This window comes from Streptomyces sp. NBC_01408, assembly GCF_026340255.1.
Classification (GTDB): Bacteria; Actinomycetota; Actinomycetes; order Streptomycetales; family Streptomycetaceae; genus Streptomyces.
This window is the reverse complement of the sequence record NZ_JAPEPJ010000003.1, coordinates 334,312-347,429: the sequence shown is the minus strand read 5'-3', so window position 1 is coordinate 347,429 and position 13,118 is coordinate 334,312. Positions and strand designations below refer to the sequence as shown.

At 72.4% G+C, this 13,118-nt stretch carries 12 protein-coding genes; 7 read left to right on the top strand and 5 right to left on the bottom strand.

Features of this window, described 5'->3' with window-relative positions; translation table 11 throughout:
• Positions 1–122 precede the first annotated feature (122 nt).
• From OG447_RS29300 to OG447_RS29285, 4 genes are all read left to right on the top strand, one after another.
• Positions 123–1,142: an iron ABC transporter substrate-binding protein gene (locus tag OG447_RS29300; protein WP_266940452.1), complete on the top strand. Its 1,020-nt coding sequence runs from the start codon at positions 123–125 to the stop codon at positions 1,140–1,142.
• Between the two features lie 5 nt (positions 1,143–1,147).
• Positions 1,148–2,734 carry an iron ABC transporter permease gene (locus tag OG447_RS29295; RefSeq protein WP_266940451.1) on the top strand — a complete coding sequence of 529 codons (1,587 nt, stop codon included), beginning with the start codon at positions 1,148–1,150 and terminating at the stop codon, positions 2,732–2,734.
• Positions 2,731–3,780 (top strand): ABC transporter ATP-binding protein, encoded by a 1,050-nt coding sequence (locus OG447_RS29290; protein ID WP_266940450.1) that lies wholly within the window; start codon positions 2,731–2,733, stop codon positions 3,778–3,780. The genes OG447_RS29295 and OG447_RS29290 overlap by 4 nt, the downstream gene beginning before the upstream one ends.
• A gap of 230 nt (positions 3,781–4,010) precedes the next feature.
• Positions 4,011–5,648, top strand: a complete 1,638-nt coding sequence (locus tag OG447_RS29285; RefSeq protein ID WP_323181891.1) for an AAA family ATPase — start codon at positions 4,011–4,013, stop codon at positions 5,646–5,648.
• A gap of 28 nt (positions 5,649–5,676) precedes the next feature.
• On the opposite strand, the gene OG447_RS29280 is transcribed toward OG447_RS29285, so the two are convergent.
• The 3 genes from OG447_RS29280 to OG447_RS29270 form a co-directional block, all read right to left on the bottom strand.
• Positions 5,677–6,591 (bottom strand): hypothetical protein, encoded by a 915-nt coding sequence (locus tag OG447_RS29280; RefSeq protein ID WP_266940448.1) that lies wholly within the window; start codon positions 6,589–6,591, stop codon positions 5,677–5,679.
• Between the two features lie 79 nt (positions 6,592–6,670).
• Positions 6,671–8,041: a diaminopimelate decarboxylase gene (gene lysA / locus OG447_RS29275; protein ID WP_266940447.1), complete on the bottom strand. Its 1,371-nt coding sequence runs from the start codon at positions 8,039–8,041 to the stop codon at positions 6,671–6,673.
• Positions 8,042–8,055: 14 nt separating this feature from the next.
• Entirely contained in the window at positions 8,056–8,451 is a 396-nt protein-coding gene (locus tag OG447_RS29270; protein ID WP_266940446.1) for an SAV_915 family protein, read from the bottom strand.
• Between the two features lie 232 nt (positions 8,452–8,683).
• Here OG447_RS29270 and OG447_RS29265 point away from each other — a divergent pair, with 232 nt between their 5' ends.
• Positions 8,684–9,619: a metallophosphoesterase gene (locus OG447_RS29265; RefSeq protein WP_266940445.1), complete on the top strand. Its 936-nt coding sequence runs from the start codon at positions 8,684–8,686 to the stop codon at positions 9,617–9,619.
• Here the strand turns inward: OG447_RS29265 and OG447_RS29260 are convergent.
• Positions 9,563–10,018, bottom strand: a complete 456-nt coding sequence (locus tag OG447_RS29260) for an Lrp/AsnC family transcriptional regulator (RefSeq protein ID WP_266940444.1) — start codon at positions 10,016–10,018, stop codon at positions 9,563–9,565. The two genes, OG447_RS29265 and OG447_RS29260, sit on opposite strands and share 57 nt — an antisense overlap.
• A 138-nt stretch (positions 10,019–10,156) precedes the next feature.
• Here OG447_RS29260 and OG447_RS29255 point away from each other — a divergent pair, with 138 nt between their 5' ends.
• Together OG447_RS29255 and OG447_RS29250 are read left to right on the top strand one after the other, a co-directional pair.
• Complete coding sequence (locus OG447_RS29255; RefSeq protein WP_266940443.1) at positions 10,157–11,158, top strand: asparaginase; 1,002 nt, start codon at positions 10,157–10,159, stop codon at positions 11,156–11,158.
• A 131-nt stretch (positions 11,159–11,289) separates the two neighbouring features.
• The gene (locus tag OG447_RS29250) at positions 11,290–12,132 is read left to right on the top strand and encodes an alpha/beta fold hydrolase (protein WP_266940442.1); all 843 of its coding nucleotides are present in this window, start codon (positions 11,290–11,292) and stop codon (positions 12,130–12,132) included.
• On the opposite strand, the gene meaB is transcribed toward OG447_RS29250, so the two are convergent.
• Positions 12,117–13,115 carry a methylmalonyl Co-A mutase-associated GTPase MeaB gene (meaB, locus tag OG447_RS29245; RefSeq protein ID WP_266940441.1) on the bottom strand — a complete coding sequence of 333 codons (999 nt, stop codon included), beginning with the start codon at positions 13,113–13,115 and terminating at the stop codon, positions 12,117–12,119. The genes OG447_RS29250 and meaB overlap by 16 nt on opposite strands.
• Positions 13,116–13,118 lie beyond the last annotated feature (3 nt).

Here is a 13,118-nt window from a genome sequence, read left to right as displayed (position 1 = left end):
AACTCGGCCAAGCGGCGGCCGCGGCCGAATTGTTGTGTGCGTCACCCTTGACCTTTAGGTTAGCTTTACCTTACTTATGGGGCGTTACCCGGTTCTCCTCTGCCCTTGCAGGAAGGCTTTCCATGCGACGCCCCTTGGTCCGACGCTTGACCGCGCTCTTCGCGGCGGCACTTCTTCTCCCCGCGGTCGCAGGCTGCGGCGTCGACGAGGACGACGCGGGGCTCGTGATCTACTCGGGCCGCAACGAGAAGCTGGTCAAGCCGCTCCTGGACGAGCTGGAGAAGGCCGTCGGCACCACGGTCGCGGTCCGCTACGGCGAGAGCGCCGAACTCGCGGCCCAGATCCAGGAAGAGGGCGGCAAGACCAAGGCCGGGCTGTTCTTCTCCCAGGACGCCGGCGCCCTCGGGGCCCTGTCCACCAAGGGCCTGCTGGAGAAGCTGCCGCAGGAGTCCCTGGACAAGGTGGACCCCGGCTTCCGTGGCGGCGCGGGCGACTGGGTCGGCACCTCCGGGCGCGTCCGTGTCCTCGCCTACGACCCCGCTCAGGTGTCCAAGGTGCCGGACACCGTCCACGACCTGGTCAAGCCGGAGTGGAAGGGCAAGGTCGGATACGTCCCGACGAACGCCTCCTTCCAGGCCTTCGTCACCGGCATGCGCGTCCTGGAGGGCGACGACGCCACCCGCACCTGGCTGAAGGGGCTGAAGGCCAACGAGCCCAAGGTCTACGACAACAACCTCAAGGTGCTGGACGCGGTCGGCAAGGGCGAGGTCTCGCTCGGCCTGGTCAACCACTACTACTGGTACGAGCAGGTCGCCGAGAAGGGCGAGGCCAAGGTCAAGGCGAAGATCCACTTCCTCCCCGGCGGCGACCCGGGCGGCCTCGTCAACACCGCCGGTGTCGGCATCGTCAAGGGCAGCGACCAGGCGCCGGCCGCGCAGAAGGCCGTCGACTTCCTGCTCTCCGAGAAGGCGCAGAAGTACTTCGCCGAGGACACCAGGGAATACCCGCTGGCCTCGGGTGTGACCAGCACGGTCAAGGGTCTGCCCGCGCTGGCCTCCCTCGACGCGCCCAAGATCGACCTCGGCAAGCTGGAATCGCTTCAGGAGACCCTGAAGATGCTCCAGGACGTCGGGATGGTCTGACCCGTATGCATCCCACGGATCCCGTCCCGCAGACGGATCCGGCCGCCCGCCCGACCGGCGCCACCGCGCAGGCCGGGCGTTCGCGCGCCGCTCGTCCGCCCGCTGTCCTGTTCGTCCCGGCGGCCGTTGCCGCCGTCTTCGCACTGCTGCCGCTCGGCTATCTCGCGGTGCGCTCCCTGGAGCGCGGGCCCGCCTTCGCCTGGGACGTCATCACCGACGAACGCACCGCCCAACTGCTCGGCCGCAGCCTCGCACTGGCCGCCGTCGTCGTCACCGCCTGCCTGGTCCTCGGTCTTTCGCTGGCCTGGCTGACCGTACGCACCGACCTGCCCGGAGCCCGCGTCTGGTCGGTGCTGGTGACCCTGCCGCTGGCCGTGCCCAGCTACGTCGCCGCCTTCGCCTGGCTGTCCGCCTTCCCGCAGATGGCCGGCTTCTCGGGCGCGGCTCTCGCACTGACGCTGGTGAGCTTCCCGTACGTCTACCTGCCCGTCACCGCCGCGCTGCGCGGCACCGACCCCGCGCAGGAGGAGGTCGCCCGCTCCCTCGGCCACGGACCGCTGAAGACCTTCCTGCGGGTGACGCTGCCGCAGCTGCGGCCCGCGGCCGCCGGTGGCTCCGTACTCGTCGCGCTGTACGTGTTCTCCGACTTCGGCGCCGTGTCCCTCATGCGGTACGACACCTTCACCCGCGGCATCTACACCTCCTACCGGGCCAGCTTCGACCGCACCCCGGCCGCCGCGCTCAGCGTCGTCCTCGTGGTGATGACGATCCTGCTGGTCGCCGCCGAGGCGCGCACCCGGGGCCGGGCCGGCCATGCGAGGACGGGCGGCGGTACCGCGCGCCCCGCCGTCCCCGCGGTGCTGGGACGCTGGCGGGTGCCCGCCCTGACCTGGTGCGCGGCGGTCACCGGCGTCGCCGTCCTCGCCCCACTGGCGACGCTCGGGTACTGGCTCGCCGTCGGCAACTCCGCGACCTGGGACCCGGCCACGCTCCTCGACACCGCCGCCACCACCCTGGGCGTCGCCGCCGCGGGAGCCGCACTCACCACCCTGCTCGCCCTGCCGGTCGGCGTGATCGCCGCGCGGTACCGCGGCCGGACGGCCCGGCTGCTCGAGCAGTCGGCCTACGCCGGGCACGCGCTCCCGGGCATCACCGTCGCGCTCTCCCTGGTCTTCTTCGCGGTCCGCTACGCCGAACCGATCTACCAGGAAACCCCGCTGCTGGTCTGCGCGTACGCCGTGCTCTTCCTGCCCGTCGCCGTCGCCGGCACCCGCGCGGCCGTCCTCCAGTCCCCGCCCGTCCTGGAGGACGTAGCCCGCTCGCTGGGCCGCTCCCCGCTGCGCGTGCTGCGCGAGGTGACCGTGCCGCTGGCCGCCCCCGGGGTCGCCGCCGGAGCCGCGCTCACCTTCGTCGTGTGCATGAAGGAACTCCCCGCCACCCTCCTGCTGCGCCCCACGGGGATGGACACCCTGGCCACCCGCCTGTGGACGGAAACCGGCACCGGATCCTTCGCCGCCGCCGCGCCCTACGCCGCCGCCCTGATCCTGCTGGCCGCCATCCCGTCCTACCTCCTCGGAAGGCACCGCACATGACCGACCTGCAGATCGCCGGACTGGCCAAGGCCTACGGCCCCGGTGCGGCGCCGGTCCTCGACGGCCTCGACCTCACCGTCCCCGGCGGCGCGCTGACCGCCGTGCTCGGCCCCTCGGGCTGCGGCAAGACCACGCTGCTGCGCATCATCGCCGGCTTCCTGCGCGCCGACGCGGGCACCGTCACCCTCGACGGGCGCACGCTGTCCGGCCCCGGAGTCCACCTTCCGCCCGAACGCCGCCGCATCGGCATCGTGCCCCAGGAGGGCGCGCTCTTCCCGCACCTCAGCGTGGCCCGCAACGTCGCCTTCGGCCTGACCGGCCTCGACCGGGCCGCCCGCCGGCGGCGCACGGAGGAGATGCTCGAACTCGTCGGCCTCGCCGGATACGGCGACCGCATGCCGCACGAGCTGTCCGGCGGCCAGCAGCAGCGCATCGCCCTCGCCCGCGCCCTGGCACCGCAGCCCGCCCTGGTCCTCCTCGACGAGCCGTTCAACGCCCTCGACGCTGCCCTGCGCACCGGCGTACGGGCCGACGTACGCGCCGCCCTGCGCGCCACCGGAGCCACCGCCCTGCTCGTCACCCACGACCAGCAGGAAGCCCTCTCCACAGCCGACCTCGTCGCCGTCGTCCGGGACGGCCGCGTGGCCCAGTGCGACACACCGCACGCGGTGTACAGCCGTCCCGCCGACCCCTGGGTGGCCGCCTTCGTCGGTGACGCGGTACTCGTCACCGGCACTGCGGACCAGGACGTGGCGGCCACCGCGCTGGGCCGCATCCCGCTCACGAACCCGCCCGGCCGCGGCCGCGAGGGCGTGGTGCTGCTGCGGCCCGAGCAGCTTCGGCTGACCGCCCCGGACGCGGCCGAAGCCAGTGGCACGGTGACCGACGTCCGCTTCTACGGCCACGACGCCATGGTCACCGTCGCAGTCGACGGCATGGCCGAGCCCATCGACGTCCGCGTCCCCAGCCCCGCCGCCGCCCGCCCCGGTGAGCGCACGGGCATCGAGGTGGTGGGGGAGGCGACCCTGCACCCCGCCGCCGTGTGACGCGCGGGGCGCACGCCCGTCCGCTCTGTCCCGGGCCACGGCAGCCGGACGCTGACGCCCGGTGTTCGGGGCCGACTCCGTCGTCGATCTCACGAGGTGAAATACTCTCCCGGCGACAACGAGCCGGATCGAGCCGGTTGTTCGGAGGGGAGCCAGTGATGCCGGGAGCCTCCACTCCGCGGTACTCCACCAGAAGGTGCGAGAGTGCCTGGACCGAGGGCGTCGGGTTTCTGCGGCAAGGCCGGAAGGACCTGGCCGCGCATCGCTTCGAACAGGCCGTCCAGTACGATCCGTCCGCCGCCGACGCCTGGTTGGGTCTGCATGCCACAGGACAGCGCCAGCCAGAGGCAGTTGACGCGATGTCACGGCACTACCGATCCTTCGGCGCCCTGCGCAGCAAGCACCGCATGGCGTTCGAGTCCCGCTTCGACCTCGGCGTCTACGTGTCCTTCCGTCTTGAGAACGCGCGTGACCTCTGGCTCGCGACTCTGTCGAAGCTCCTGAACGAACGGCGGCTGGACGAAGCGTGGCGGTCACTCGAGGATGCGTACCTGGACTGCGACGAGACCCGGTTCGCGTCCACGCGGTATGCCTTCTTGAAGGGGGACTGGTCCCTCGTCCTTCACTTCTCACGGAGCATCACCGACGCCTTCCTTCGTGACGAGTCCCAGTTGTACGTGGCCAGGGCGCTCGTCGAACAGCACGTGTTCCACGAGGCGCTCAATGCCCTCGCCCCGCTCCCGCAGGCGCTGGAGAAGGAGGGGAGGTACGACGGGGAAGTCGCCTACGTACGGGGTCTTGCGTACGAGGGACTGGGGCGCCATGACGAGGCCCTGCGTCACTTCCAGTACGCCTTCCGCTGTTTCCCCAACCTCGCCGATGTCGCCGATCGGGCCCAGGCCGTCACGGTCCAGGCCACGGTGCCTCCGGTCCCGCGGACACCACCCACGGCCGCTACCGCGAATGACGCGGCACCCACCACGGAGACCCTGAACCGGGAGGAACGGCTGAGGGAAGCCATGGCGCTGCTGGACGGCATGATCGGACTGGAGCCGGTCAAGCGCCAGCTCCGCACGCTCATCGCGCAGTTGAGGATGGCTACCGTACGCAGGGAGCAGGGAATCCCCTCGACCTCCTCCCCGCAGCACTTCGTGTTCGCCGGCCCGCCAGGCACCGGAAAGACCACCGTCGCACGCGTGATCGGCAACGTGTTCGCCGGGCTCGGGCTCCTCGAAAAGGGCCAGGTCATCGAAGCGCAACGGGTCGACCTGGTCGGTCAACACCTCGGCCACACCGCCGCGAAGACCAGCAAGCTGATCGACTCCGCCCTCGACGGTGTCCTGTTCATCGACGAGGCCTACTCCCTGTCCAACAGCGGATACTCCGGCGGCGACGCCTTCGGTAAGGAAGCACTCCAAGTCCTGCTCAAGCGCGCCGAGGACGACCGGGACCGCCTCGTCGTCATCCTGGCCGGCTATCCGGACGAGATGACCGAACTGCTCGCGACCAATCCCGGGCTGGCGTCCCGGTTCACCACACGCGTGGACTTCCCGTCGTACTCCGCCGACGAGCTGGTGCGGATCGCGCTCAGCCTTCTGGAAGCGCAGAGCGACCGCCTCGACGAGGACGCGGCCACCGCGCTCGAAACGTACTTCAGGCAGGCCGTGGACGAGAGCCACATCGACCAGTTGGGCAACGGCCGCTTCGCCCGCGAACTGTGCCGCAAGGCCCGTGACCTTCGCGATCTGCGCCTGGACGAACTGCACGGGAGTTCCAGCACACCCACCCGAGAAGAGCTCACCACCGTGTGCTTCGTGGACATCTCCCGGGCCTTCCGGGAGCTCTACGACAGCGTGATCGCACACTGAGAACCTGACCGGGAGCCGGTGGCGGGGGTCAGTTCTCCGGGAGGGTGGCCTGTTGGTCTGCGCAGGTCCAGATGACCGCGGCGCCGTTGATCTGGCCGGCTACGCGGTCGTCGTCCGCGACGGCGGTGGCGCGGGCGTCGGATGCGGGGTCGGGGACCGGGAGGACCTTCACCGGGCCGCGTCCGGTCTGGTAGGTGGCCTGGGAGGGCTTGGCGTAGCCGCCGTCAAGGAAGGTCATCGCCGTGCCGACCAGGCGGTTGGTGGTCGGGCTGAGGTCCGCGAGCTCCAGTTCCTCCTGGCCGGCGAGCCCGGGCAGGGCGGTGGCCGGCGCGGTGTACGGGGTCTGCCAGACGTAGCCGACGGCGTCGAGGCTGCCGTGCCAGGACGAGATCTCCGCGGCGGCCACGACGCCGCGGTCGTCGATTCCGGCCGGGTGCGTCTCGCGGGCCGGGTTGTTCTCGTCGACGCCCGGCAGCGCGTACGCCGGACCGCTGCCGGCCGGCCAGACCACCGGGTACGACTGGTACAGGATGTTCGGCCGGCCGTCCTGCTCCTTCCACCGGTACGCCGAGCCGACGATGTCGCCCCGCTTGTTGATCCCCGAGATCTTGTCGATCCGGGTTCCGCCCTGCGCGCCGACGGGCAGCGGGAGTTCGCGGACCAGCCTGCCGCCCTGCCACTCCTTCGCGACGGTGCCGGTCACCCAGGCCACCCGGCCCGCGTCGTTGACGGCGATCCCGCCGGTGCCGCCGGCCGGGTCCGCGGGCGCGGTCAGGATCCGCACCGCCCGCGCGCCCTTCTCGTACGTGAACAGCACGTACTTCCGGTCGTCGCGGGTGAGCGTCCCCGCCATCAGGCCCTTGGAGTTGACGCTGCGTACGCTGCCCCGGGTCCATCCGGTGGGCAGCGGCACCCGGTACGGGCGGGTGCCCTGCCAGTACACCGGCAGCTCGTCCGACTCGCCGACGGCCAGGTCCCCGGACCGGCTTGTTCCCCCACGGACCGGGGGGCCCGGGCGGCGGCTAGCCGCCGATGTCGCGGTTGCGGAAGTCCTCCAGGGTTTCGCGGCGGACGAGGAGCCGGGCCCTGCCCTCGTGGACCGCGACGACCGCGGGGCGCCCGACCAGGTTGTAGCCCGAGGCCATGGACAACTGGTAGGCCCCGGACACCGGTACGGCCAGCAGGTCGCCGGGGTGGACGTCGCCGGGCAGTTCCACATCGGCCGCCAGGATGTCGCCCGCCTCGCAGTGCCGGCCGACGACCGTGGTCGTACGGGGCGCTGCCGTCGACCGGCGCCCGATGAGGCGGGGCGCGTAGCGCACCCCGTACAGCGCGGGCCGCGGGTTGTCGCTCATGCCGCCGTCGACGGCCACGAAGACGCATCCGCCGGTGTGCTTGACGGCGAGCACCCGGTACACGGCGACCCCGGCCGGCCCGGCGACGGCCCGTCCGGGCTCGACGGCGAGCCGGGGCACCGCCAGCCCGGCGGCGGCGCAGCTGTCTCGGAGCTCGGCGCGCATCCGCCGGGCGAGGGCGGTGAGGTCCAGGGTCGGCTCGCCGGGCCGGTAGCCGATGCCGTGGCCGCCGCCCATGTCCAGCTCGGGCAGGACGACGCCGTGGGCGTCGCGGATCCGGGCCATCAGCCCCACCATGCGGCGCAGGGCCACCAGGTACGGCTTCACCTCGGTGATCTGCGAGCCTATGTGGCAGTGCAGGCCGGTCAGTTCGAGCTGCGGCTGGCCGAGGATCCGGGCGACGGCGTGCTGCGCGCCCCCGTCGGTGAGGGACAGCCCGAACTTCTGGCCGTCCGTACCGGTGCGGATCTTGTCGTGGCCGCCGGCGGAGATCCCGGGCACCACGCGGAGCATGACCTTCTGGCGCTCCCGGGGGCCGAGGGCGGCCGCGATCCGGGCGATCTCGGACGCGCTGTCGATGACGATCCGGCCTACGCCCAGCCGCAGGGCCGCCTCGATGTCGCGGGGCGACTTCGCGTTGCCGTGCAGCACGATCTGCCCGGGCGGGAAGCCGGCGGTGACGGCGAGTTCCAGCTCGCCCGCGGAACACACGTCCAGGCCCAGCCCCTCCTCCTGGACCCAGCGCACCATCGCGCGGGACAGGAAGGCCTTGGCCGCGTAGAGCACGTCCGCCTCGGGGAAGGCGGCCCGGTAGCTCCGGCAGCGTGAACGGACCTCGCCCTCGTCCAGGACGTAGGCGGGGGTGTCGAACCGGTCGGCCACCTCGGTGAGGGGCACTCCGCCGACCGCGACGGCGCCGTGCGCGAGCCGTGTCGTGGACGCGGGCCATATCGACCACTCGCCGGTCGGGGCCTCAGCCCCGGTTCCGCTTCCCGCTCCGGCCCCGGCCCCGCTCTCGTGGAGGACGGCTGTGGTCATCGGCTGGTCTCCCATCAGGCGGTCCGGGTCGCGGTCGCCCGGCGGGCGGCCGTCGTGGCCGGGCTGGACGGCGTCGGCGTCGGCGTCGGGGTCGGGGTCGCCGGGGTGGCGGCGGGAGCGGCGACGGCGGGAGCGGTGAGGGTCGGATCGACCGTCAGCAGGGTGACGCCGAGCGGTTCGGCCAGGGCGCGCAGCGCGGCCTCGGAGAGCCGGATCCAGGGCTGCCCGGCCCCGAGGGCGGCGGTCAGTGCGTCCGGCCCGGTGAAACCGACGGCGGTGCGAGTGCCCAGCGGGGTGCGGAACATGCGTACCACCACCCCCGCACTTCCCGGCCGGACCGGCACGCAGAGGGGTCCGGCCGGGTCCCGTTCCTCGGGTTCGGGGTCGTTCTCGTAGGCGTACATGCACATGGGGCCCTCCTTGAGGATCCACGAACGGCAGGTGTTCGCCCCGGGCGCGGGGAGGCGGTCCAGGGCGCGACACCGAACCTATGCCCGCCTCCCCGCCCCTACGGCCGCCCCCTGACGGGACTTTGACGCGGACGGGACCGGTTCATACGGGTCGCTGACGGCCCTGGTCCATTTCGGGCCCGATCCGCCGGTTCCGGGTGTGCGCGGGGACGGCGGATGGCACCGTGCCGTCATGAACGAGATCAACACGGGCCACCGGCCGGACCGACCCCGCCGGCCGCAACTGCTCGCCGTCAGCGACCTGCACGTGGCCCACGCGGAGAACAGGACGATCGTCGAAGGGCTCCGGCCGGAGTCGGACGGCGACTGGCTCATCGTGGCCGGCGACGTGGGGGAGCGGACCGAACAGATCGCCTGGACCCTGCGGACGCTGCGGGACCGGTTCGCGCGGGTGATCTGGGCCCCGGGCAACCACGAGCTGTGGACCCCGAAGAAGGACCCGGCCGGACTGCGCGGGGTGGGCCGCTACGAGCACCTGGTCGAGGTCTGCCGCGACCTGGGCGTCCTCACCCCCGAGGACCCGTACGCCGTGTGGGAGGGGGCGGGTGGCCCGGTGCGGATCGCGCCGCTCTTCCTCCTGTACGACTACACCTTCCGGACGCCCACGGCCGCGAACAAGGAGGAGTCCCTCGCCCAGGCCCGGGCCGCGGGGGTGGTGTGCACCGACGAGTTCTACCTGCACCCCGACCCGTACGCCAGCCGCGAGGAGTGGTGCCACGCGCGGGTGGCCTACACCGAGGAGCGCCTCGCCGCCTGCGACTCCGAGGTCCCGCTGGTGCTGGTCAACCACTACCCGCTGGTCCGGGCACCCCTGGACATCCTGCGCCTGCCGGAGTTCGCCCAGTGGTGCGGTACGGAGCGCACGGCCGACTGGCACCTGCGCTTCAACACGGCCGTGGTCGTCTACGGGCACCTCCACATCCCCCGGACCACCTGGCACGACGGGGTCCGCTTCGAGGAGGTGTCGGTCGGCTACCCCAGGGAGTGGAAGCGCCCCGGCCACGCGCGCACCGTTCCGCGCCCAGTCCTCACGGTGGCGGGCGCCGGTGTGTCAGCGCCCGACGGGCAGGCCGGTCGGCTCCTTGATGCGCTTCATGATGATCTGTGAGTTGACCTCGGTGACCCCCGAGAGGGCGGTGAGCTGCTCGATCCAGAGGCGTTCGTACGCGCGCAGGTCCGCGACCGCGATCCGCAGCATGCAGCCGGGGCTGCCGAAGAGGCGGTAGGCCTCGATGACGTCGGGGATGTCCTGCAGGGCCGCCTCGAAGGCCTCGACCGCCTCCCGGTCCCGGCGTACCTCGACCGAGACCAGCACCTCGAAACCCCGGCCCACCGCCTCGGGGGAGATCACCGCGCGGTACCCCTGGATCACCCCGTCCTGCTCCAGCTGGCGCACCCGGCGCATGCAGGGGGAGGGGGTCAGGCCCACGCGCTGGGCCAGCTCCTGGTTGCTGAGGCGGCCGTCCGCCTGGAGCTCGCGCAAGATATCTCGGTCGATCGCATCCATGGCGCAATTATCCACTTCTCCGGGGGGCGGGACGGGCGAAACAGGCAATCGCGTTGCGCGTAGATCTCCCTATCATTGCTGCTTTCAGCACATCTGTACGAGATCTCACTCGCGTACGACAGAAGGGCGGCCTCGGCCATGGGACGGATCGTCGTGATCAGCACCGGCGGGACGATAGCCAGCCGCTGGCAGGGTTCCGGTTTCGCCGCGGAAGCCGACGGCCAGGAGGTCGTGGCCACCGCGCCGGTGCCCGAGGGGGTCACCGTCGAGCTGGTCGACCTGTTCAGCGTGAACAGCCCCCGGCTCACCACCGCCCACCAGCTCACCCTGCTGCGCACCGTGCACGAGGTGCTCGCCGACCCCGGCGTGGACGGCATCGTCGTCACGCACGGCACCGACACCCTCGAAGAGAGCGCCTTCCTCGTCGACCTGCACCACCACGACCCGCGGTCCGTGGTCTTCACCGGCTCGCAGCGGCCCATGGGCACGGCCGACGGCGACGGACCGGGGAACCTGTACGACGCGCTGCTCACCGCCGCGAACACGCGCGGGCTCGGCGTGCTGATCGCCTTCGCCGGCCGGGTGCACGCCGCACGGGGCACGGTGAAGACCGAGGCCGTGGCGCTGGACGCGTTCGCCGACCCCTCGAAGGAACTGCTGGGGAAGATCGGCTACGGCAAGGTCACCATGCTGCGGGCACCGCAGCGGTCCACGGCGCTCCCGCTGCCGGCCATGCCGGAGGTTCCGCCGCGCGTGGACATGGTCATGCACCACGCCGACGGCGACCCGGTGCTGCTGAACGCGGCCGTCGAGGCCGGGGCGCAGGGCATCGTCCTGGTCGGGACCGGTGCGGGCAACGCGACTCCGGAGATCGTGGAAGCGGTCCGGGCTGCCGTCGCGCGCGGGGTGCTGGTCGCGCTGACCACCCGGGTGATGGCCGGGCCGGTCACCGAGATCTACACGCACGGCGGGGCGGTGGACCTGGTCGCCGCCGGGGCCGTGCCGATGGGGACGCTGCGGGCCGGTCAGGCGCGGATCGCCGTACTCTCCGCCCTCCTCGGCGCCGAGGACCCGGCCGAACAGACCCGCCTGCTGCGCCACGCGCTGTCCACGGCGGGCTCGGTCATGGCCCCGGCCTAGGGGGTGTCCGGAAGGGTTTGCCGGGCGGCGCGACCCGGTGAACCTTTCCGGTCGCAGCACTGGATCAGGTGGCATGTCCGCGTCGGATAATCCGGTTGCCGAAGCGGCGCACCGCTGACAGCATCCGCGCCATGCACCACACTTTCGCCGCGCCCGACGGCACCGAGCTCGCCTACCGCGTCTTCGGCGAGGGCGCCCCGCTGATCTGCCTCCCCGGCGGTCCCATGCTGGACTCCGCCTACCTGGACGAGCTGGGCGGACTCTCCGCGCACCGCCGGCTCGTACGGCTCGACCTGCGGGGGACCGGGAGTTCGGACGTACCGCAGGACCCGGAGTCCTACCGGTGCGACCGGCTCGTCGAGGACGTGGAGGCCCTGCGCGAGCACCTCGGCCTCGACACGGTCGACCTGCTGGCGCACTCGGCCGGCGCGAACCTCGCCGCGCTGTACGCCGCCCGCCACCCCCAGCGGGTCGGCCGGATGGCCCTGATCACCCCGAGCGTCTTCGCCGTCGGCATCGAGGTCACCGCCGAGATGCGGCTTCTGGGCGCGCGGCGGCGCTCGCACGAGCCGTGGTTCGCCGGGGCCTTCGCCGCCCTCGAAGCCATCCTGGCCGGGCAGATGACCCCGGAGAACTGGAACGCGATCGAGCCGTTCTCGCACGGTCGTTGGGACGCCGACGCGCAGGCCCGCAAGGCGGCCGAGGACGCCTCGCGGAACACCGCGGCCGCGGCCGGCTACGGCGCCGAGGGGGCCTACGACCCGGCCGCCACCCGGGCCGCGCTCGACCGGTTCGACCGCCCCGTCCTGCTGCTCGCGGGCAAGGCCGACCTGGGCGCCATGCCGGAGGTCGTGGCCCGGTACGCGGAGCTCTTCCAGGACGCCGAGCTGGTCGTCCAGCGGCGCGCCGGGCACTTCCCGTGGCGGGACGACCCGGAGGCCTTCACCGCCACGGTCGCTCAGTTCCTGGGATGACCGGCCGAGAAGGCCGCCAGGATCTGGTCCGCCGCCGAGGTGGCCGTGGTGCTGCCTGCGCGGACGGCTGATTCCAGGGCCGGTGCGAGGTCCCGTACCGCCGGGTTCGCGCGCAGGCGTTCCAGGAGTTCGTCGCGGACCATCGACCAGGTCCACTCCACCTGCTGGGCCGCCCGCTTCGCCGCCAGCCGGCCGCCCGAGTCCAGCAGGGTGCGGTGCTGCTCCAGCCGGTTCCACACCTCGTCCAGCCCGGCCGACTCGCGGGCGCTGCACGTCAGGACCGGCGGGGTCCAGGCCGCGTCGGCGGGGTGCATCAGGCGCAGCGCGCCCGACAGCTCCCGGGCCGCAGCCTTCGCGTCCCGCTCGTGCGGGCCGTCCGCCTTGTTCACGGCCAGCACGTCGGCCAGTTCCAGGACGCCCTTCTTGATGCCCTGGAGCTGGTCGCCCGTACGGGCCAGGGAGAGCAGGAGGAAGGAGTCGACCATGCCCGCGACGGTGGTCTCGGACTGGCCCACGCCGACCGTCTCGACGAGGACCACGTCGTAGCCCGCCGCCTCCATGACGATCATCGACTCCCGGGTGGCCTTCGCGACCCCGCCCAGCGTCCCCGCCGAGGGGGAAGGGCGGACGAACGCCGCGGGGTCCACGGCGAGTCGCTCCATCCGCGTCTTGTCACCGAGGATGGAGCCGCCCGTGCGCTTCGACGACGGGTCGACCGCGAGCACCGCGACCCGGTGGCCCAGCCCGGTCAGCATCGTGCCGAACGCGTCGATGAAGGTGGACTTCCCGACCCCCGGCACCCCGCTGATGCCGATCCGGCGGGCCTGCCCCGCATGCGGCAGCAGCTGCGTCAACAGCCGCTGGGCCAGCGTCCGGTGGTCGGCCCGGGTGGACTCGACGAGGGTGATGGCGCGCGCGATGTGCGCGCGCTTCCCGTCGAGCACGCCCTTGACGTACAGGTCGATGTCGATCTTCGGGGGCATGCT